17 protein-coding genes are annotated in these 20,024 nt (G+C 74.4%); 9 read left to right on the top strand and 8 right to left on the bottom strand.

What is annotated here, in order from left to right:
* Position 1: 1 nt before the first annotated feature.
* Entirely contained in the window at positions 2 to 1,216 is a 1,215-nt protein-coding gene (locus tag B9L22_RS00085; RefSeq protein WP_086148818.1) for a substrate-binding domain-containing protein, read from the bottom strand.
* 281 nt (positions 1,217 to 1,497) lie between these two features.
* On the opposite strand from B9L22_RS00085, the gene B9L22_RS00080 reads away from it, so the two are divergent.
* Positions 1,498 to 2,985 (top strand): PHB depolymerase family esterase, encoded by a 1,488-nt coding sequence (locus B9L22_RS00080; RefSeq protein ID WP_086148817.1) that lies wholly within the window; start codon positions 1,498 to 1,500, stop codon positions 2,983 to 2,985.
* Positions 2,986 to 3,005: 20 nt separating this feature from the next.
* Here B9L22_RS00080 and nhaA read toward each other — a convergent pair whose 3' ends face one another.
* The 3 genes from nhaA to B9L22_RS00065 all read right to left on the bottom strand — a co-directional run bounded on the left by nhaA (position 3,006) and on the right by B9L22_RS00065 (position 6,489).
* Entirely contained in the window at positions 3,006 to 4,322 is a 1,317-nt protein-coding gene (gene nhaA, locus B9L22_RS00075; protein WP_086148816.1) for a Na+/H+ antiporter NhaA, read from the bottom strand.
* 161 nt (positions 4,323 to 4,483) lie between these two features.
* A complete protein-coding gene (locus tag B9L22_RS00070; RefSeq protein ID WP_086148815.1) occupies positions 4,484 to 5,068 on the bottom strand; it encodes a DUF1697 domain-containing protein in 585 nt (194 codons plus the stop codon).
* Positions 5,035 to 6,489: an amidase gene (locus B9L22_RS00065; RefSeq protein WP_086148814.1), complete on the bottom strand. Its 1,455-nt coding sequence runs from the start codon at positions 6,487 to 6,489 to the stop codon at positions 5,035 to 5,037. The genes B9L22_RS00070 and B9L22_RS00065 overlap by 34 nt, the downstream gene beginning before the upstream one ends.
* Positions 6,490 to 6,722: 233 nt before the next feature.
* Between B9L22_RS00065 and B9L22_RS00060 the strand changes: the two genes are divergently transcribed.
* The 3 genes from B9L22_RS00060 to B9L22_RS00050 all read left to right on the top strand — a co-directional run bounded on the left by B9L22_RS00060 (position 6,723) and on the right by B9L22_RS00050 (position 10,699).
* Positions 6,723 to 7,343 (top strand): PadR family transcriptional regulator, encoded by a 621-nt coding sequence (locus B9L22_RS00060; RefSeq protein ID WP_076405212.1) that lies wholly within the window; start codon positions 6,723 to 6,725, stop codon positions 7,341 to 7,343.
* Complete coding sequence (locus B9L22_RS00055; RefSeq protein WP_086148813.1) at positions 7,340 to 8,980, top strand: DHA2 family efflux MFS transporter permease subunit; 1,641 nt, start codon at positions 7,340 to 7,342, stop codon at positions 8,978 to 8,980. The genes B9L22_RS00060 and B9L22_RS00055 overlap by 4 nt, the downstream gene beginning before the upstream one ends.
* 342 nt (positions 8,981 to 9,322) lie before the next feature.
* Positions 9,323 to 10,699, top strand: a complete 1,377-nt coding sequence (locus B9L22_RS00050) for a PhoH family protein (RefSeq protein WP_086148812.1) — start codon at positions 9,323 to 9,325, stop codon at positions 10,697 to 10,699.
* A gap of 85 nt (positions 10,700 to 10,784) precedes the next feature.
* Here B9L22_RS00050 and B9L22_RS00045 read toward each other — a convergent pair whose 3' ends face one another.
* A complete protein-coding gene (locus B9L22_RS00045; protein ID WP_086148811.1) occupies positions 10,785 to 12,128 on the bottom strand; it encodes an FUSC family protein in 1,344 nt (447 codons plus the stop codon).
* Positions 12,129 to 12,203: 75 nt separating this feature from the next.
* On the opposite strand from B9L22_RS00045, the gene B9L22_RS00040 reads away from it, so the two are divergent.
* Entirely contained in the window at positions 12,204 to 12,692 is a 489-nt protein-coding gene (locus B9L22_RS00040; protein WP_061267618.1) for a MarR family winged helix-turn-helix transcriptional regulator, read from the top strand.
* A 90-nt stretch (positions 12,693 to 12,782) separates the two neighbouring features.
* Here B9L22_RS00040 and B9L22_RS00035 read toward each other — a convergent pair whose 3' ends face one another.
* Together B9L22_RS00035 and B9L22_RS00030 are read right to left on the bottom strand one after the other, a co-directional pair.
* Positions 12,783 to 14,228 (bottom strand): class II fumarate hydratase, encoded by a 1,446-nt coding sequence (locus tag B9L22_RS00035; RefSeq protein WP_085388278.1) that lies wholly within the window; start codon positions 14,226 to 14,228, stop codon positions 12,783 to 12,785.
* 145 nt (positions 14,229 to 14,373) lie between these two features.
* Positions 14,374 to 15,051: a carbonic anhydrase gene (locus B9L22_RS00030; RefSeq protein ID WP_043659766.1), complete on the bottom strand. Its 678-nt coding sequence runs from the start codon at positions 15,049 to 15,051 to the stop codon at positions 14,374 to 14,376.
* A gap of 129 nt (positions 15,052 to 15,180) precedes the next feature.
* On the opposite strand from B9L22_RS00030, the gene B9L22_RS00025 reads away from it, so the two are divergent.
* From B9L22_RS00025 to B9L22_RS00010, 4 genes are all read left to right on the top strand, one after another.
* Positions 15,181 to 16,473 (top strand): extracellular solute-binding protein, encoded by a 1,293-nt coding sequence (locus B9L22_RS00025; RefSeq protein ID WP_233139532.1) that lies wholly within the window; start codon positions 15,181 to 15,183, stop codon positions 16,471 to 16,473.
* Positions 16,470 to 17,516 (top strand): carbohydrate ABC transporter permease, encoded by a 1,047-nt coding sequence (locus tag B9L22_RS00020; protein ID WP_086148809.1) that lies wholly within the window; start codon positions 16,470 to 16,472, stop codon positions 17,514 to 17,516. The genes B9L22_RS00025 and B9L22_RS00020 overlap by 4 nt, the downstream gene beginning before the upstream one ends.
* Positions 17,516 to 18,367, top strand: a complete 852-nt coding sequence (locus B9L22_RS00015; protein ID WP_086148808.1) for a carbohydrate ABC transporter permease — start codon at positions 17,516 to 17,518, stop codon at positions 18,365 to 18,367. Before B9L22_RS00020 ends, B9L22_RS00015 begins: the two co-directional genes overlap by 1 nt.
* Positions 18,368 to 18,458: 91 nt before the next feature.
* The gene (locus tag B9L22_RS00010; RefSeq protein WP_021482413.1) at positions 18,459 to 19,712 is read left to right on the top strand and encodes an ABC transporter ATP-binding protein; all 1,254 of its coding nucleotides are present in this window, start codon (positions 18,459 to 18,461) and stop codon (positions 19,710 to 19,712) included.
* Positions 19,713 to 19,802: 90 nt separating this feature from the next.
* On the opposite strand, the gene B9L22_RS00005 is transcribed toward B9L22_RS00010, so the two are convergent.
* Positions 19,803 to 20,024, bottom strand: a 222-nt coding sequence (locus B9L22_RS00005; protein WP_233139531.1) for a PfkB family carbohydrate kinase, incomplete at its 5' end; no start/stop codon positions are given.

The raw sequence follows: 20,024 nt of genomic DNA, 5'->3' as shown, positions 1-20,024 counted from the left end.
GTCAGCCCGCCTCGGCCGGCGCGACGTCGTCGCCCGGCACCTCGGCGACGAGCTCGGGGACCCAGCCGTCGCCCTCGGCCACGAGCTTCACCTGGTACATCGGCTGGACGAGCGCGTGGTCGGACGCGCGGACCGTCGTCGTGCCCTTGGGGCCGTCGAAGCTCCAGCCCTCGAGCGCGTCGACCATGGCGTCGACGTCGTCGCCGCCCTCGGCGATCGCGTGGACGATCATCTGCGCGGCGACGAAGCCGTCGGGCGTGAAGAGGTCGGCCTGCTTCCCCGCCTCCTCGACGGACGCGAGCATCGCGGCCTCGACGTCGGTGCCCGCGGCGCCGGGGAAGTAGTGGTTGAGGAAGTCGACCTTGCTCGCCGCGGCGCCGTACGCGCCGTAGGTCGCGACGTCGCCGAGCCCGGTGACGACCGTGGTCGCGTCGAGGACGCCCTGCTGGTCGAGGCCCTGCCACATCGCGCCCGACGTCGCCCCGGCCCACGCGACGAACACGAGGTCGGGCGCGGCGTCGACGATCTGGTGCGCGAACGGCGTGAACTCCGTCGCGTCCTCCGGGACGAGCACGCTCGTCACCTCGGCGCCCTGCGCCCCGAGGACGGCCTCGACCGCGGCGAGGTTGCCCTGGCCGAACGCGTTGTCCTGGGCGAACACGACGACCTTCGCACCGTCCGGGTCGACGAACGTGCCGGCGGTCGCGACGTCCTGGAGCGACTGGCGCCCCGAGCGGAACGTGTAGTCGTTGATGCCCGTGAGCGCGTCGACCGCGGCGGGCCCGGAGATGTAGAGCACCTTGTTCTGCTCGGCCTGCTCGGCGAGCTTGAGCGCCACGCCGGACACGACCGTGCCGCCGAGGATCTGGTAGCCCTTGCCGATGAGGTCCTTGGCCTGCCCGACCGCCTTGTCGGGGTCGCCGCCGTCGTCGTGGAACGTCACGTTGACGGGGCGGCCGTCGACCTCGCCCGTGCCGTCGGTCGCGTAGTCGAGACCGGCCTGGAAGCCCTCGTAGTAGGCCTCGCCGTAGGCCGCGAGCGGCCCGGTCTTGGAGTAGATGATGCCGACGTCGACCGGGTCGGCGCTCGTGCTGGTCTCGCCTCCGGCGCTGCCGCCGCCGCTCGCGTCGGTCGGCGCGCAGGCGGCGAGCGCGAGGCTCGCGGCCGCGAGCGCGGCGACGGCGAGCGCCGCCCGCTGGGACTTCTTCGTCCGCATGACTTCGCCCTTCGTTGGGTGGTCCTGAGGGGGAGCGCCGCTCGAACATGAGAGGCGATTCAGGTTGCGGGAATCATGGATCCCCGGGCGGCGCGGTGTCAACCCGCGTCGGGCGGGACCGTCGCTCGCGGTCCTGCGAGCCTGTCGGGCGGGGTGGCTCTGATGTTGACAGGTGATTCAGGTCACACGTAACGTCCGGCTCGCCCGGGTCCGGCGCGCGACGGTGCGCGCCACGGCGCGCGAAGCGCCGACGGCGACCCGACCTCGACGTGGAGGTTCAGATGGTCAGGCACTCCCTCAGACAGCGCGCCCGCGCCCGCCGGAGCGCCGTCGCGCTCGCCCTCGGCGCGGCGCTCGCGGTCGTGCTCGCCCCGCTCGTCACGGCACCGGCCACGGCCGCCGGGTCGTGGTCCCAGCGCGCCGCCGGCGGCATGACGGTCGAGCTCTACCGGCCGACGACGGCGCCCGCGCTCCCCGGCGGTCGGGCGCTCATGGTCTCCCTGCACGGGTGCGTCCAGACGTCGCAGGTGCTCAAGAACGGCGGCAACTGGACCGCGACCGCCGACGAGCACGGCATGGTCGTCGCGGTCCCCGCCGCGCCGAACGGCGGCGTCCTGCTCGGCTGCTGGGACTACTACGACACGAACCACAGCCGCACGAACCCCGCGCGGCACGACGACAACCTGCTCGACCTCGTCTCGACCCTGCTGGCGGACACGTCGCTCGGCATCGACCCCGACCAGGTCTACGTCAGCGGCCTGTCGTCCGGCGGCGGCCAGGCGATGGTCATGGGCTGCCTCGCGCCCGACGTGTTCGCGGGCGTGGGGATCGCGGCGGGGCCGACGGTCGGGACGACGTCGGGCCAGATCGGGAGCGTCGCGACGACGCTCGCGCAGGCGCGCTCCACGTGCCGGAGCTTCGCGGGGACGCACGCGGCGGACTTCGGCTCGCAGGTGACGTCCGTCGTCTTCGGCAGCGCCGACACGACGGTCGCGACCGGGTACGGGACGCTCAACGCCCAGGTCATGGCCGACCTCTACGGGGCCGGGACCACGTCGTCGTTCTCGCTCGCCGGGCTCGCGGGCACGAACCGCGCGGGCACCGGGTCGCTCTGGTCCGACGCCGCCGGCCCGCGCGTCTCGCTGGTCCAGAACACCGGGCTCGCGCACGCGTGGCCCGCGGGCGGCGGGCCCGGCGGGTCCTACGTGTCGACGAACAGCATCGACTACCCGGCCTACCTCACCGACTTCCTGTTCGCGAACAACCGGCGCGTCGACCGCGACCCGGGCCCAGACCCGGACGTCACGGCGCCGACGGTCGCGATCACCGCGCCCGGCGCGGGCGCCGCCGTCTCGGGGACGGTCCGCGTGGAGGTCGCGGCGTCCGACGACCGCGCGGTCGACCGCGTCGAGCTGAGCGTCGACGGCGCGACGCTCGCGACCCTGCGCACCGCGCCGTACGGGTTCGACTGGGACACGACGGCGCTCGCGCCCGGCTCCCACGTGCTCACGGCCCGCGCGGTCGACGCGGCGGGGAACGCGTCGACCGCGCAGGTCACGGTGACGGTGCAGGCGCCGGCCGGGCCGTGGTGCGGCACCGCGACGAACGCGCAGCACCGGGCCGCGGGGCGCGCGATCTCCTACGGCGTGAACCCCTACAACCCGTACTACGCGGTCGGCTCGCTCGCGTACCTCGGGCAGGGCGACGCGACGGTCACGACGCTGCGCGAGGCCGCGCCCGGCCGGTTCGAGGTCGCCGCCGCCTGCTGAGCAGGGCGGGCCCGCTCGGGCTAGTGCTCCAGGCGGTCCTTCGGGTCACCGATGAAGTCGGTGACGTCGTCCGGGAGGTCGTCACGGTTCATGTCGTTCGAGCGGGCCCGGCGGGCGTCCCAGCGCAGCGCGAGCGCGGCCAGCACCGCCGCGATCGTGGATGCCGCGAGGATCGCGATCTTCGCGCCGTCGGTGTGCTCGGCGTCGGGGAACGACAGCTCCGCGATGAGGAGCGAGACGGTGAAGCCGATGCCCGCGAGGAACCCGACGGGCAGGAGGTCGCGCACCCCGATGCCGGCCGCGAGCCGCAGCGGCGTGAAGCGCGTGACGAGCGCCGTGACCCCGAGCACGCCCACGAGCTTGCCGACGACGAGGCCGAGGACGATGGCGAGCACGACGGGCTGCGTCAGCACCTCCCCGACGGGCGTCTCGCCGCCCACGATCGAGACGCCGGCCGCGAAGAACGCGAACACCGGCAGCGCGACACCCTGCGAGAGCGGGCGCACCGTGTGCTCGAAGCGCTGCGTGCGCGACTCGCGCTCCCCGTGCACCGCGAGCGCGGGGACGGTGAAGCCGAGCAGGACGCCGGCGATCGTGGCGTGGACGCCCGACTCGTGCATGAACGCCCAGGCGACCACCGCGACGGGCAGCAGGAGCCACCAGCGGGTGCGGCGAGCGCGCACGAGGACGGCGTAGAGCGTGACGGCGAGCAGTGCGAGGCCGAGGTACCCCCATCGCAGCTCCGCCGTGTAGAAGATCGCGATGACGACGATCGCGAGCAGGTCGTCGACGACCGCGAGCGTGAGCAGGAACGTGCGGATCGCGACGGGGAGCCCACGGCCGAAGACGGCGAGCACGCCGAGCGCGAACGCGATGTCCGTCGCCGTGGGGATCGCCCACCCGTGCAGGGCGCCCGGGTCGCCCGTGGTCAGCAGGACGGCGACGAAGATCAGGGCCGGCACCGCCATGCCTCCCATCGCCGCGAGCACCGGGACGCCCGCCTGCCTCGGGTTGCGCAGGCTGCCCGCGACGAACTCCTGCTTGAGCTCGACACCGACCACGAAGAAGAAGATCGCGAGCAGGCCGTCGGCCGCCCACGTCGACAGCGTCAGGTCGAGGTGCAGCGGGGAGGACGGGCCGACGACGGTGCTCGACAGGGTGAGGTAGGACTCGCGCCAGGGCGAGTTGGCCCAGACCAGCGCGAGCAGCGCCGCGCCGATGAGCAGGGCGCCGCCCGTCGTCTCGCGCCCGACCCAGCGGCGCAGGCGTGCACCGGGGGAGGGGCGGTCGGTCGGCGGGGTGGCCGAGGGGCCGGAGGGCAGGGCGGCGTGGGTCATCGTGCTCCCGGGGTCGCTGTCGTGTCGCACGGCCGCGTCGCGGACCGTGGCCGACCAGACTTCCCGGCACACCGCCCCCGATCCTACGGGGCGGCGCACCCCTCGCGGTCGACGTGTCCGGCTCGCGGTCCAGTCTCCTGGCGCTCGTCCCGCCGCGCGCGTCAGGGCGGGGTGTCCTCGGCGAGCGCGAGGAGGCGCGTCGTCGTGTTCCAGTTCCGGCCGGTCACCGGGGTCCCGGCCGCCTTCGCGAGGACCGCCGCCGTCAGCCTCGACCGACCGACGCCGTCGGGGTAGGCGACGTAGAGGACGCCGTTCGCGACGACGGCGCGCTCGGTCGTCAGGCGCGGCCCGAGCGCGGCGGCGGCGTCCGGGTCGACGGGCTCCTCGCCCACGTGGACAAGCAGCCCGGCCGGGCGGTCGGCGGCGTCGCCGGGCAGCGGGTTCCCGCGCACGATCTCCCGGAGCCGCTCGGTCGTGAGCACCGCGACCGCGGCGTCGACGCCGAAGCGCTCGGCGACGCCGTCGTGCAGGAGGCGCGCGACGTCCGCGGGCGACGACGCACCGGACGACCCCGGCCCGACGACGAGGTTCCCGCTGTTCACGACCGTGCGGGCGTGCGCGAGCCCCAGCTCGCCCGCGAGGTCCCGCAGCGCGGTCGACGGGACCTTCCGCCCGCCCACGTTCACGGCGAACAGCAGGCAGGCGTACGCCGTCACGACGACGTCCCCGGGCGACGGTGGGACCACGGCGCGGCCTCCTCGAGGCGCGCCGCGAGGGTCAGCAGCAGGGCGTCGTCGCCGTGGTCCGCGCCGAGCATGACCCCGACGGGGACGGTCGAGGACGACCCGTCGGGGTCGGCGACGCGCGCCGCGCCGAGCGGGAGGGAGACCGCGGGCCGCCCCGTGAGGTTCCAGACGCTCGTCCAGGGCGTGAACGCCGTCTGCGCGGCGAAGTCGGCGGCCGGGTCGTCGTCGACGCGCTGGCTGCCGACGAGCGCGGGCGGCTGCGCGAGCGTGGGGGAGAGCACGACGTCGACGCCCGACCACGCGGCGGCGACCTCGCGGGTAAGCTGCTGCACGCCCGCGAGCGCCGTCGCGTACGCGAGCCCGCTCACCGCGCGCCCGCGCTCGCGCAGCCACCGCGTGAGCGGCACGAGCAGGTGCTCGCGCTCCGGCGGGACGGGCGCCTGGAGCGCCCCGACGGACCACAGCGCCGCGAACGCGTCCCAGCGCTCGGCCCCGAACGGGGGCGGGATCTCGACGACGTCGTGCCCGAGCCGGACGAGGAGCTCCGCCGCCGCGCGGGCCGCGTCGGCGCACGCCGGGTGCACGGGGGCGTCGGCGGCGATCACGGGCTCCAGCAGCAGCCCGACGCGGAGCCGCCGCCCGTCCGGCGCGGCGCCGAGCCGCGCGGTGAAGGTGTCGCCGGGCCAGGGGCGCGCGAGCACGTCGAGGAACGCGGCGGTGTCGCGGACCGACCGGGTGAGCACGCCGTGCGTCGCGAGCCCCGCGCCGTCGACCCCGTGCGGGCCCGGGCTCACGAGCCCGCGCGACGGCTTGAGGCCGACGAGCCCGCACGCGCTCGCGGGGATGCGCAGCGAGCCGCCGCCGTCGCTCCCGTGCGCGACGGGGACGACGCGCGCCGCGACCGCGGCGGCAGCGCCCCCGCTCGACCCGCCCGCGGACCGCGCGAGGTCCCACGGGGTGCGGGCGGTCGGGCCGACGTCGGGCTCCGTGTAGCAGGGGAGGCCGAGCTCCGGGGTCGAGGTCTTGCCGACCATCACCGTGCCGGCGCGCCGCAGGAGCGTCACGACGCCGTCGTCGTACGGGGAGGGGAACGGGTCGATCGCGGCCGAGCCCGCGCGCATCGGCACGCCCTCGACCATCGTGAGGTCCTTGACGGGGCAGGGGACGCCGAGGAACGGCGGGAGGCCGTCGTGGGGACCGGCCCGGCCGTCCCGCCGCGCCGCCGCGAGCGCGTCCTGCGCGGCGAGGGCCTGCGTGCGCGCGAGCTCCGGGGTGAGCACGGTGAAGGCTCCGACGGCGGCACCGACCCCGGCGGCGGCGTCGAGCGTCGCGTCGAGGACCTCGACGGGGGAGACGTCGCCGGCGCGCAGGGCGCCGGCGAGCGCGGTCGCGTCGAGGTCGAGGAGCTCGGGGGCGCTCATGGCTCGCGAACCTACGCGCGCCGTCGCGCCCGCGCGACCCCGCCACGCGACCCCGCCACGCGACCCGCCCGCGCGACCCCGCGGGCGTGACCTCGACGACGCCGCGCGCACCGCGGCCTCGGCGGTCGACACCGGCCGGGGCACGGGCGTATATTCCAACCGGAATATTCCAGCCGGGCCCGAGCTCCCCACCCGCCGGCCGGCCACCCCTCCACCCCGTCCCGGAGACTGCCGTGACCTCCCCGCGCCTCAGCCCCACCGCGACCCTCGTGCTCGCCGTGCTGCTCGAGCAGCCCATGCACCCGTACGAGATGCTCGTGCGCCTGCGCAAGCGGCGCGACGACCGCCTCGTGCGGCTCAACCCGGGTGCCGTCTACCACGCGGTGGACCGCCTCGAGCGCGACGGCCTCGTCGAGCGCGCGGGCGTCGACCGGGACGGCAACCGCCCCGAGCGCACGCTCTACGCCATCACCCCGGCCGGCGTGGCCGCGCACGACGCCCGCACGCGCGACCTCGTCCGCGAGACGCCGCGCGAGTACCCCGCCTTCCCCGTCGGGCTCGCGCTCGTGCACGACCTCCCGCGCGAGGACGCCCTCGCGCTGCTCCGCGAGCGCCGCGCGGCGCTCGCGGCCGCGATCGACGGGGTGCGCGAGCGCCTCGACGACGTGGTCGCGCGCGGCCTGCCCCGCCGCTACCTGCTCGACGCCCACTTCGAGCTCCACCAGACCCAGGCCGAGATCGCCTGGCTCGACGCGACCGTCGCGGACGTCACGTCCGGCGCGCTGAGCTGGACCGAGGAGCCCGGGCCCGCGTTCCGTCACTCCCGCACGACCTCACCTCAGGAGTCCTCGTGACCACTCCCGCCCCGGGCACCGGCCCGGCCCCGGCACCGGCCGAGGCCGGCGCGCGCGTCGTGCCCCTCGTCGACCTCCACGGCCGCAGCGCCTGGAGCATCCTGCCGCCGCTCATCCTCGGCTTCTTCATGATCATGGTGGACACCACGATCGTGAACATCGCGGTCCCCACGCTCCAGCGCGAGCTCGACGCGTCGCTGGTCGCGGTCGGCTGGGTCAACAGCGCCTACCTGCTCTCGTACGCGGTGCTGCTCCTGCTCGCGGGTCGCCTGGGCGACCGGTACGGGCCCAAGCCGGTGTTCGTCGTCGGCCTGGCGGTGTTCACGCTCGCGTCCGCGTGGTGCGGGCTGTCGGGCTCGATCGGGATGCTCATCGCCGCGCGCGTCGTCCAGGGCATCGGCGCGGCGCTCATGACGCCGCAGACCATGGCCATGATCACGCGCGTGTTCCCGCCGCGGCAGCGCGGGGCGGCCATGGGGCTGTGGGGCGCGACGGCGGGCGTCGCGACGATCGCCGGCCCGCTGCTCGGCGGGCTGTTCGTCGAGTCGTGGGGCTGGGAGTGGATCTTCTTCGTCAACGTCCCGGTCGGGGTCGTCGCGCTCTGGCTCGCCCTGGTGCGGCTGCCGCGCCTCGCGACGAACAAGCGCTCGTTCGACGTGGTCGGCGTCGTGCTGTCCGTCGTCGGGCTCTTCGCCGTCGTCTTCGGGCTCCAGGAGGGCCAGACGTACGACTGGGGCACGATCACCGGGCCGGTCACGGTGTGGGGCGTGATCGGCGTCGGCCTGCTCGTGCTGGTCGCGTTCGTGCTGTGGCAGCGCCGGCTCGGCGACGACGCGCTGCTGCCGCTGCGGCTCTTCCGCTCGCGCAACTTCTCGCTCGCGAACGTCGCGGGCATGTCCGTGTCGTTCGCGATGATCGGCATCTTCTTCCCGCTGACGATCTTCCTCCAGTCGATCCTCGGCCTGTCGCCGCTGCACGCCGCGCTGGTCAACCTGCCGGGCTCGCTCGTGTCGGGGATCGTCGCGCCGCTCGCCGGGCGCCTGTCCGACCGCGTGCCCGCGAAGTGGGTCGTCGCGACGGGGTTCGGCGTCCTCGCGGTCGCGATCGGCTGGCTCGCGGCGGTCGTCGGGCCGGGCGTGTCGGTCGTGACGATCGTGCTCCCCATGACGCTGTTCGGCATCGGCACCGGGTGCGTCTTCTCGCCGCTCGCGAACCTCGCGACGTCGGGCCTCGACCACCGCACCGCCGGGGCGGGCGCGGGCGCCTTCAACACGACGCGCCAGGTGGGCGGCGTGATCGGGTCGGCGGCGATCGTCGCGACGCTCACCGCGCGCCTCGCGGTGACCCTACCCGCGGCCGCGCGGGACGCTGCCGCGTCCCTGCCCGAGCAGTTCCGTCAGCCGTTCGTCGACGGGTTCGCGAACGCGGGGTCGCTCCAGGGCGGCCAGGGCGGGTCGTTCGACCTCCCGCCGGGCGTGCCCGACGACGTCGCGCGCCAGGTCACGGACGCCGCGACCACCGCGTTCCACCAGGGCTTCGCGACCGCCGTCGGGCAGACGCTCGCGGTCACGGCCGTGGTGCTCGTGCTCGGGTTCGTCGCCGCGATCGCGATGGCGCCGAAGCACGTCGAGCACTGACCCGTCCGAGATCGACCCGACCGTCACGACGCCGACCCCCGGAGGGCCGGTCTCGGAGGCTCGGGTCGATCTCGCGCGCCCCGCGGGTGCGGCCTCCGCGTGAACGGGGGGTTAAACCTCGCGCGGAGGCGTGTCGGGGGTGGTGACCCGAATCACACGGGCGTAGTTTCGAGGAGACGGACGGCACCTTCGCCGTCCTCCGGGAGGCCAGCCGATGGGGTTCACGCTCCGCTCAGGAGGGCCGGCACCGGCGCTGCTGAGCCGTGGCACCCACGGCCCGACGGCCGGTCGCCCGCCTCGCCCAGAGAGAGAACGGCGCGCGTGCGCCGGAGGGGAGCCCTCGTGGTCCATTCCTCACCCACCCCCGGTACCTCACCCACACCGCAGGACGACGCACCGGACGGCGCGCGCCGCACGTTCGTCGTCGACACGTCGGTCCTGCTGAGCGACCCGCGCGCCATCGGGCGGTTCGCCGAGCACGACGTGGTCCTCCCGGTCGTCGTCATCACCGAGCTGGAGGCCAAGCGCCACCACGCCGAGCTCGGGTACTTCGCGCGCAGCGCGCTGCGCATGCTCGACGACCTGCGCGTCAAGCACGGCCGGCTCGACGCCCCGATCCCCGTCGGCGAGGTCGGCGGGACGCTGCGCGTGGAGCTCAACCACACCGACCCGGGCGTGCTGCCGGCCGGGTTCCGGCTGGGGGACAACGACACCCGGATCCTCTCCGTCGCGGCGAACCTCGCGGCCGAGGGCCACGACGTCACGGTCGTGTCGAAGGACCTGCCGATGCGGGTCAAGGCGTCGGCCGTGGGCCTGCGGGCCGAGGAGTACCGGCACGAGCTCGCCGTCGACTCGGGCTGGACCGGCATGGGCGAGATCTCGTTCACCGACGCGGAGGCGGCGGCGCTGTGGGAGCACGAGTCGGTCGAGCTCACGAGCCTGGACCCGGCGGTCGTCGAGGCGGCCGGCCCGCTGCACTGCCACACGGGTCTCGTCGTGCACTCGCCGCGCGGGTCCGCCCTCGGGCGCGTCACCGCGGACAAGCACGTGCAGCTCGTGCGCGGCGACCGCGAGGTGTTCGGGCTGCACGGGCGCTCCGCGGAGCAGCGCGTCGCGATCGACCTGCTGCTCGACGAGAGCGTGGGGATCGTCTCGCTCGGCGGGCGTGCCGGGACCGGCAAGTCGGCCCTCGCGCTGTGCGCCGGGCTGGAGGCCGTCATGGAGCGCCGGCAGCACCGCAAGGTCATGGTGTTCCGGCCGCTCTACGCCGTCGGGGGCCAGGAGCTCGGCTACCTGCCCGGCTCCGAGGCCGAGAAGATGAACCCGTGGGCGCAGGCCGTCTACGACACCCTCGGGGCGCTCGTCTCGCCGCAGGTGCTCGACGAGGTCATCGACCGCGAGATGCTCGAGGTGCTCCCGCTCACGCACATCCGCGGGCGCTCGCTGCACGACGCGTTCGTCATCGTCGACGAGGCCCAGTCGCTCGAGCGCAACGTCCTGCTCACGGTGCTGTCCCGCATCGGGCAGTCGTCGCGCGTCGTCCTCACGCACGACGTCGCGCAGCGCGACAACCTGCGCGTGGGCCGGCACGACGGCGTCGCCGCGGTCATCGAGGCGCTCAAGGGCCACCCGCTGTTCGCGCACGTCACGCTCACGCGCTCCGAGCGGTCGCCCGTGGCGGCGCTCGTCACGGAGATGCTGGAGTCGATCGAGGTCTGACCTGCCGCCGAGGTAGAGGCCTGGTCATGACCAGGCCTCTACCTCGCGGCGCCAGGCCTCTACCTCGGCGGACCGGGGGTCGCCTCTACCTCGGCGGACCGGGGGTCTCGCTCGCGCGGAGGCGGGTCCGCGGGTGGACGAGGACCACCGCGAGGACGCCGACGACGGCGCCCAGGACCGTGTCGAGCGCGCGGTCGAGCGCGAGCGCCGACGGGTCGGCGGGGTGCGCGAGCGAGGTCATGAGCAGCGCCATGGGCGTGATGGTGAGCATCGCGAGCCCGTAGTGGCGCCCCACGATCGTCTCGGTGACGGTCTGGAGCACGACGACGACGGCGGCCGTCCCCCAGAACCCGAGCGGCGCGGCGAGCAGCGGCCAGGCGAGGAGCGCGCCCGCGACCGTGCCGGCCCCGCGCTGCAGCGCCCGTACGACGGCGTGGCGCGCCGACTCGCCCTGGAGCACCGCGGTCGAGCCCATGGTCGCCCACGCCGCGTGCCCGAGGCCGGCGACGGCGGCGACCGCACCGGCGACGAGCCCGGCGACGCCGACGCGCACGGTCGGGAGCCGCCAGGGTCCTGCGACCCGGGACCGTGCCTGGGCGCGCAGGGTCGTGCGGACCGCCGGGCCGGTGTCATCGCGCGGCACGCCGGTCGCGTCGAGCGCCTCCTCGACGGCGTCGAGCTCCGCGGCGAGCGCGGGGACCGCGTCCCGGGTCCGCCACCAGGAGGCGTCGTCCGCGAGGACGTCGCGCGCCCGGGCGACGGCACCGCGGGCAGCATGCGCGGCGTGCCGCGCGGCCCCGGGTCGTTCGGCGGCGCGCACGGCGTCGGCGGCACGGCGGACGGCGAGGCGCGCGGGCGCCGTCGGGCGGACGAGCACGCCGGCCGTGCACACGAGCCCCGCGAGGAGCGCGCCGGACGCGGCCGCGAGCGCGCGCGGCCCGACGTCGGCGAGCGTCGGTGCGCCCGCGAGGCCCGCGCCCGCGGCGAAGACGACGATCGTCGCGCCGGGCGGGCCCGTGCGGACGAGGAGGCAGAAGGCCGTGGCCCCGGCGGCGAGGAGCGCGACGGCGGCGGTCGTGACGAGCGCGGGCGCGCCCGCCGCGGCGAGGAGCGTGAAGGCCGCGATCGTGCCGGTCATGAGCGTGCCGACGGTCGCGAGGAGCGCGGCCCGACGCCGGTACGGGTCGTACCGGCCGTAGAGCGACGTGAGCGCGCCGAGCGACGCGAACGCCGCGAGGTCGGGGCGCCCGAGCAGGCCCGGGACGGCGATCGCGATCGCGACCGCGGCGCCGCAGCGCAGCGCGGCGGCGACCGTCGCGTCGGCACGGCTCACGCGCAGGGCGGCGCGGAGGTGGGCGGGGTCGAGGACGTCCTGGGCGGCGGCGCGCACGGGCGCGAGCGCCGGGCGGGCGGGGGAGGAGAGGGGCATCGACGGACCACCCTAGCGGTGATTCCCAGATGTTTCACCAGTGAAAGAGTGTGAGACGCGCCCTATCCTGGCTCCGTGGACTACGTCGACCGCGTGCGCGCGGAGTGGGCTGAGCAGCGGCCGGACCTCGACACCGCGACGTCGGCGGTCGGGGCGCGGCTGCGTCGCGTCGCGGCGCTGCTCGAGGCGGCGCTGGAGCGTTCCGCGGCGCGGCACGACGTCTCGCGCGCGGAGTTCGACGTGCTCGCGGCGCTGCGCCGCGCCGGGCGGCCGCTGCGCGCGGGCGAGGTCACGACGATGACCGGCGCCCCCGGCGCGTCGATCACCAAGCGCCTCGACCGGCTCGAGCGCGCCGGTCTGGTCGAGCGCACCGTCGCGGAGCGCGACCGGCGCGGCGTCCTCGTCGCGCTCACCGACGCCGGGACGGCGCTCGTCGACGAGGTCTTCCCGCAGCAGCTCGACCGGGAGCGCGCCGCGCTCGTCGACCTCGACGAGGCCGAGCGCGCCGAGCTCGCGCGCCTGCTCGCCGTCGTGCTGCGCCGCCTCGACCCCGTCGACTACTGACAGCCTGAGAGGCGACCCGGGGACGACGAAGGCCGGGCGGAGCGGGTCGTCCCGCTCCGCCCGGCCTCCGTGGACCCGGGTCGCGGACGCTCAGGCCTGCGGGGGGCGCGTCATCGACAGGACGTCGAGCGCCTCGTCGAGCTGCGCCTCGGTGACCTCGCCGCGCTCGACGAAGCCCAGGTCGATCACGGCCTGGCGGACCGTGAGGCCCTCCTTGACGGAGTGCTTCGCGACCTTCGCCGCCGCCTCGTAGCCGATGACGCGGTTGAGCGGCGTGACGATCGACGGCGACGACTCGGCCAGCGCGAGGGCGCGCTCGACGTTCGCCGTGATGCCCGCGACGGTCTTGTCCGCGAGGACGCGCGACGCGTTCGCGAGGAGGCGGATCGACTCGAGGACGCCCTGCGCGATCACGGGGATCTGCACGTTGAGCTCGAACGAGCCCGACGCGCCGGCCCACGCGACGGTCGCGTCGTTGCCGATCACGCGCGCGGCGACCATGAGCACGGCCTCGGGCACGACGGGGTTGACCTTGCCCGGCATGATCGAGCTGCCCGGCTGCAGGTCCGGGATGAAGATCTCGCCGAGACCCGTGTTCGGGCCCGAGCCCATCCAGCGCAGGTCGTTGCAGATCTTGGTGAGCGAGACGGCGATCGTGCGCAGCGCGCCCGAGAGCTCGACGAGGCCGTCGCGCGAGGACTGCGCCTCGAAGTGGTCGCGCGCCTCCGTGAGGGGCAGACCCGTGTCCTCGACCAGCAGCGCGATGACGCGCTGGGGGAACCCGGCGGGCGTGTTGATGCCGGTGCCGACGGCGGTGCCGCCGAGCGGGACCTCCGCGGCGCGGGGGAGCGCCGACTCCAGGCGCTCGACGCCGTAGCGGATCGCGGCGGCGTACCCGCCGAACTCCTGGCCGAGCGTCACGGGCGTGGCGTCCATGAGGTGCGTGCGGCCCGACTTCACGACCGTCGCGAACTCGGCGGACTTCGCCTCGAGCGCCTCGGCGAGGTGGCCCAGCGCGGGGACCAGGTCGCGCACGACCCCGGCCGTCGCGGCGACGTGCACCGACGTGGGGAACACGTCGTTCGACGACTGCGACGCGTTGACGTGGTCGTTCGGGTGCACGTCGCGTCCGAGCGAGCGCGTCGCGAGCGTCGCGAGGACCTCGTTCGTGTTCATGTTCGACGACGTCCCGGACCCCGTCTGGTAGACGTCCACCGGGAAGTGCGCGTCGTGCGCGCCCGACGCGACCTCGTCGGCCGCGGCGACGATGGCGGCCGCGACGTCCTCGTCGAGCACGCCGAGCTCCGCGTTCGCGCGGGCCGCGGCCTTCTTCACGCGGGCGAGCGCCTCGATGTGGCCGCGCTCGAGCGGGGTGCCCGAGATGGGGAAGTTCTCCACCGCGCGCTGCGTCTGCGCGCGGTAGAGGGCCTGCGCGGGCACGCGCACCTCGCCCATGGTGTCGTGCTCGATGCGGTACTCGGTCGTCGGTGCGGCCGCGCCGGCGGCGGCGCCGGGAGCCTCGGGAGATGCAGTCATGGGGCCATCCTGCCGCACCGCGCGCCGGCCCCCGCAACCCGCGTGAGCGAGGTCACGCGGGCTGCGGGGAGGGTCGCGCGCGGGTCGGCGGGCGCCGCCCCGGGACGAGCGCGCCGGGACCGCCGGGCCAGCCCTGGCCGTGGGGTCAGGCGTCGGCGCGGGGCTGCTCGCCGACGTCGCCCACGACGTCGACCAGGTGCGCGCGCCCCTCGGCGAAGTCGTACTCGACGCCGACGATCGCGCAGCGGCCCTCGGCGACGGCGGCCGCGAGGCCCGCCGAGTAGGAGTGCAGCATGTCGACCGTGTTGCGCACGTGCTCGCGGCGCAGCACGGCGGGGTCGAGGTTCTCCAGCGTGCCGTTCCCGGCGCCGGTGATCTTCGCCACGGAGGGGATGACGCGGTCGACGACGGCCCGGACGAACCCGTTCGCCTGGGCGCCCGTCCGCAAGGTCTCGACCGCCGCGCCCACGGCGCCGCACGAGTCATGCCCGAGCACCACGACGAGCGGCGCGGACAGTACCTCGACGCCGTACTCGATCGAGCCGAGCACCGTGGTGTCCACGACGTGCCCCGCCGTGCGGACGACGAACATGTCGCCCAGGCCCTGGTCGAAGATGATCTCCGCCGCGACGCGGGAGTCGGAGCAGCCGAACAGGACCGTGTGCGGGTGCTGCGCGGCCGACGTCTCGCGCCGTCGGTCCGCGCCCTGCGACGGGTGCAGCGGGGCGTCGGCGACGAAGCGGTCGTTCCCGGTCCGCAGCGTCGCCCACGCCTCGGCGGGGGTGAGCGAACGGACCGGCTGTGCGGGGGCGGGAGAGGTCATGGCTCCCATCATCGCGCAGGTCGGGGCGTGCCCCGCGAGCCCGTTCGCATGGCGGGCCGCGCCGGGGGGCGGTATCCATGGAGGGTGACACCCCCGGTACTCGGGGAAGCGCGACCGAGGGGAGCTGACGTGCGCCGACGCACCCGAGCGCTCGCCGTCCTGGTCGCCGCGGGGCTCGTGGCGCCGCTCGCCGCGTGCGGCCCGGGCGACGACGGGACGCCGGAGCTCACGTGGTACATCAACCCGGACAACGGGGGCCAGGCCGACATCGCGGCGGCCTGCACCGAGGCCGCCGGGGGCGCGTACCGCATCACGACCGAGCTGCTGCCGCGCGACGCCGCGTCGCAGCGCGAGCAGCTCGCCCGCCGCCTCGCGGCAAAGGACTCGTCGATCGACATCATGAGCCTCGACCCGGTGTTCATCGCCGAGTTCGCCGAGGCCGACTTCCTGGCCCCCGTGCCCGACGACGTCGCGCAGGCGACGACGCAGGACGTGGTGCAGGGCGCGATCGACGCCTCGACGTGGAAGGACGAGCTGGTCGCCATCCCGTTCTGGGCGAACACGCAGCTCCTCTGGTACCGCAAGTCCGTGGCCGAGGCCGCCGGCCTCGACATGTCGCAGCCCGTCACGTGGGAGCAGATCATGCAGGCGGCCCAGGACCAGGACAAGCTCCTGGCCGTCCAGGGCGCCAAGGCCGAGTCGCTCACGGTGTGGATCAACGCGCTCGTCGAGGGCGCGGGCGGCCACATCATCGACAACCCCGAGGCCCCGGCCGACGAGGTGAAGCTCGGTCTGGACACGGACGCGGGCAAGGCTGCCGCGGAGATCATCGGGGGCATCGGCACCTCGGGCGTCGGCGGGCCGGGCCTGCCGAGCGAGGACGAGCCGGCGTCGCTCACCAAGTTCCAGGGTGACCGCGGGTCGTTCATGGTGAACTGGCCGTTCGTCTGGTCGTCCACCCAGAGCGCCGTCGAGGCCGGGTCGCTCGACCAGGCGCTCCTCGACGACATCGGCTGGGCGCTGTACCCCCGCACGACGGAGGGCGAGGACGCCCGGCCGCCCTACGGCGGCATCTCGCTCGGCATCGGCGCGTTCGGCAAGCACACCGACCTCGCCTACGAGGCGGCCCAGTGCATCGTGAGCCCCGAGAACCAGGCCGAGTACTTCGTCACCAACGGCAACCCGGCCGCGAGCATCAAGGCCTACGACGACCCCGACGTCCAGAAGGCGTTCCCCATGTACGACGTCATCCGCGACTCGCTCGACCAGGCGGCGCCGCGGCCCCAGACGCCGTTCTACAACGAGGTCTCCACGGGCCTCCAGCAGACGTGGTACCCGCCCGCGTCGGTCGATGCCGACACGACGCCGCAGGAGTCCACCGAGTTCATCACCGCCGTCCTGCGAGGGGAGCGACTCCTGTGAACGCCGGACCTCCGACCGAGCCCGCACCCCGCGGCCGGCACGCCACCACGCCGTCGACGGCGACCGACGACGCCCCGCCGCGCGGCGGGGCCGCTCCCCGGTCGGGGTCGCGCGGCGCGCCGGACGCCGCCGCCAAGGCCGCGCGCAGCGACCGCTCCCGGGCCGAGGCCCGCCTCGGCTGGTACCTCGCCGGGCCGGCGTTCGTCGTCATGCTCGCCGTGACGCTGTACCCCATCCTCCAGGCCGTCTACGACTCGCTCTTCAACTACAAGCTCACCGCGCCGGACGACCGGTCGTTCGTCGGCCTCAACAACTACGTCGTGATCCTCACGGACTCCGTGTGGTGGCGGGACCTCGGGGTCACGCTCTTCATCACGGTCGTCACGGTCGTCATCGAGCTGATCCTGGGCTTCGCCCTCGCGCTCGTCATGCACCGCGCGATCAAGCGCCTGCGCGGGCTCCTGCGCACCGCGATCCTCGTGCCCTACGGCATCATCACGGTCGTCTCGGCGTTCGCGTGGTTCTACGCGTTCGACATCACGTCCGGGTACGTCAACCACTGGTTCGACTGGGTGCCGGGCGTCGGGCCCGACCTCAACTGGTTCGCGCAGCAGGGCACGAGCCTGTTCGTCATCATCGCGTCCGAGGTCTGGAAGACGACGCCGTTCATCTCGCTCCTGCTCCTCGCGGGCCTCGCGCAGGTGCCGGGCGACCTGGAGGAGGCCGCGAAGGTCGACGGCGCGACCGCGTGGCAGCGGTTCACCCGCGTCATCGTGCCGAACATGAAGGCCGCGATCATGGTGGCCGTCCTGTTCCGCGCGCTCGACGCGTTCCGCATCTTCGACAACGTCTTCATCATGACGAACGGCGCGAACGGCACCGAGGTGCTGTCGCTGCTGGCCTACCGCACGTCGATCGGCCAGCTCCAGATCGGCATGGGCTCGGCGATCTCGGTGCTGCTCTTCCTGTGCGTCGTGCTCATCTGCTTCGTCGCGATCAAGCTCTTCAAGGTGGATCTCGCCGGCGCGAGGGGGGAGAAGTGATGGGCAGCGTCCTGAGCACCAAGGCCAAGATCTGGTGGGCCGTCATCACGGTCGTCGTGCTCGTCGGCGCGCTGTTCCCCGTGCTGTCGATCTTCATGACGAGCTTCAAGGGGCCCAGCGACATCAACTCCGGGACGTTCCTGCCGCCGCAGTGGAGCACCGCCAACTACGAGCAGATCCTCGCGTCCGGCGGGTCCGCGCAGGAGCTGTTCCTGTCCGCGCTGCGCAACTCGATCGGCATCTCGCTCATCGCGACGGTCATCGCCGTCGTGCTCGCCACGCTGTGCGCGTACGCGATCGCGCGCCTGAACTTCCCGGGCAAGCGCCTCATCCTCACCACGGCGCTCGGCGTCTCGATCTTCCCCGTCGTGTCGATCGTCACGCCGCTGTTCAACCTCTGGCGCAACATCGGCCTCTACGACACCTGGCTCGGCCTGATCATCCCGTACCTGTCGCTCACCCTCCCGATCTCCATCTGGACGCTCGCGGCGTTCTTCCGCCAGATCCCGTGGGAGCTCGAGCAGGCCGCGCAGGTCGACGGCGCGACGCCGTGGCAGGCGTTCCGCAAGGCGATCGTCCCGCTCGCCGCGCCGGGCGTGTTCACCACCGCGCTCATCGCGTTCTTCATCGCGTGGAACGACTTCGTCTACGGCATCTCGCTCACGTCGACGAGCGCGGCCCGACCGGTCCCGGCGGCGCTCGCGTTCTTCACCGGCGCGTCGTACTTCGAGGAGCCGACGGGCGCGATCTCCGCGGCCGCGGTCGTCGTGACCATCCCCGTGGTCATCCTCGTCGTGCTGTTCCAGCGCCAGATCGTCTCGGGCCTGACCCAGGGGGCGGTGAAGGGATGAGCACCGCGTCCCCGGCCCGCCCCGTCCACCACCGCACGCCCTCCCGGTCCGCCGGGCACCGTGCCGCACGCCGAACCCGAGGAGAGAGCTGATGGCGTCGATCACCCTCAAGGACATCGTCAAGCGCTACGGCGACGGCTTCCTCGCCGTGGACAACGTCAACCTCGACATCGCGGACGGCGAGTTCGTCATCCTCGTCGGGCCGTCCGGCTCGGGGAAGTCGACGGTCCTGCGCATGATCGTCGGGCTCGAGGACATCACGGCGGGCGAGCTCGAGATCGACGGCGTGCGCGTCAACGAGAAGGCGCCGCGCGAGCGCGACCTCGCGATGGTGTTCCAGAACTACGCGCTCTACCCGCACCTCACGGTCGCGGAGAACATCGCGTTCCCGCTGCGCCTCGCGAAGGGCAAGCACAGCGAGGAGGAGATCCGGGAGAAGGTCGAGCGCGCGGCCGACATGCTCGACCTGCGCGAGCACCTCGACCGCAAGCCGGCGAACCTCTCGGGCGGTCAGCGCCAGCGCGTCGCGATGGGCCGGGCGATCGTGCGCGACGCGAAGGCGTTCCTCTTCGACGAGCCGCTGTCGAACCTCGACGCCAAGCTGCGCGGGCAGACCCGCACCGAGATCGCGCGCCTCCAGCGCCGGCTCGGCACGACGACCGTCTACGTCACCCACGACCAGACCGAGGCCATGACCCTCGGCGACCGCGTCGCCGTCCTGCGCCGCGGCGTGCTCCAGCAGGTCGCGAGCCCGCGCGGCCTCTACGAGCAGCCGGTCAACCTGTTCGTCGCGGGCTTCATCGGCACGCCGCCCATGAACTTCCTGCCCGGCGAGGTCTCGGGCGGGAAGATCACGCTGCCGTTCGGCGAGTTCGACATGCCGGAGAGCATCGCGACGGCCGTCGGCGACCGGGGCCTCGTGATCGTCGGCCTGCGGCCCGAGCACTTCGAGGACGCGCGGCTCGTCGACCCGGCGAAGAAGGACCGGGGCCACACGTTCGAGGCGCAGATCGACGTCACCGAGTGGCTCGGCGCGGAGCTCTACGCCTACGTCCCGTTCGAGATGCACGAGTCCGTGAAGGGGCAGCTCGACGAGCTGGACCGCGAGCTCGACGGCGAGGGCGTGCGCACGCAGTTCGTCGTGGCGCTCGACTCGGCGTCGCGCGCGCGGGACGGCGACGTGACCGACCTGTGGTTCGACCCGACGAAGATGATGATCTTCGACCCGGAGACGAGCGAGAACCTCACGCGCGACACCGCCGAGGCCGAGCGCATCGAGCAGGAGAACGTCGAGGACCGCAAGCGCTCCCTGGAGCGGGCGCAGAAGCAGGACGCGCAGGTCTGACGCAGGTCTCGGCCGCCCGGGCTCGTACCCGGGCGGCCGTGCTGTGCTCGTGCCCGGGCTGGCGCTTGGGCCTCGGAGCCGTGACCTGGCTCAGGCGGGGGCGAGCTCCGCGCGTCGCGGCGGGTTGGCCCCGGCGCGCGAGACGGTGACGGCGGCGACCGCGACGCAGCGGCGCAGCACGTCGGCGAGCACGGTGGCGTCGATCGCGCGCAGCGCCTCGCGCCGGTCCGAGCCGAGCAGGCCGGCCTCCCACAGGCCGTCGAGGAGCGCGCCCATGAACGAGTCGCCCGCGCCGACGGTGTCGACGACCTC

The organism is Cellulosimicrobium sp. KWT-B, from assembly GCF_002127155.1.
In the GTDB taxonomy this organism is placed as follows: domain Bacteria; phylum Actinomycetota; class Actinomycetes; order Actinomycetales; family Cellulomonadaceae; genus Cellulosimicrobium; species Cellulosimicrobium funkei.
The sequence above is the reverse complement of the archived record's forward strand: the minus strand, read 5'-3'. Positions and strand labels throughout refer to the sequence as shown.

What these genes read in the sequence shown, in the direction of transcription:
- nhaA (WP_086148816.1), bottom strand. Translation starts at nt 4,322, where the DNA reads ATGACCCACGCCGCCCTGCCCTCCGGCCCCTCGGCCACCCCGCCGACC.
- B9L22_RS00045 (WP_086148811.1), bottom strand. Translation starts at nt 12,128, where the DNA reads ATGCCCCTCTCCTCCCCCGCCCGCCCGGCGCTCGCGCCCGTGCGCGCC.
- B9L22_RS00030 (WP_043659766.1), bottom strand. Translation starts at nt 15,051, where the DNA reads ATGACCTCTCCCGCCCCCGCACAGCCGGTCCGTTCGCTCACCCCCGCC.
- B9L22_RS00010 (WP_021482413.1), top strand. Translation starts at nt 18,459, where the DNA reads ATGGCGTCGATCACCCTCAAGGACATCGTCAAGCGCTACGGCGACGGC.
- B9L22_RS00035 (WP_085388278.1), bottom strand. Translation starts at nt 14,228, where the DNA reads ATGACTGCATCTCCCGAGGCTCCCGGCGCCGCCGCCGGCGCGGCCGCA.
- B9L22_RS00015 (WP_086148808.1), top strand. Translation starts at nt 17,516, where the DNA reads ATGGGCAGCGTCCTGAGCACCAAGGCCAAGATCTGGTGGGCCGTCATC.
- B9L22_RS00080 (WP_086148817.1), top strand. Translation starts at nt 1,498, where the DNA reads ATGGTCAGGCACTCCCTCAGACAGCGCGCCCGCGCCCGCCGGAGCGCC.
- B9L22_RS00085 (WP_086148818.1), bottom strand. Translation starts at nt 1,216, where the DNA reads ATGCGGACGAAGAAGTCCCAGCGGGCGGCGCTCGCCGTCGCCGCGCTC.
- B9L22_RS00065 (WP_086148814.1), bottom strand. Translation starts at nt 6,489, where the DNA reads ATGAGCGCCCCCGAGCTCCTCGACCTCGACGCGACCGCGCTCGCCGGC.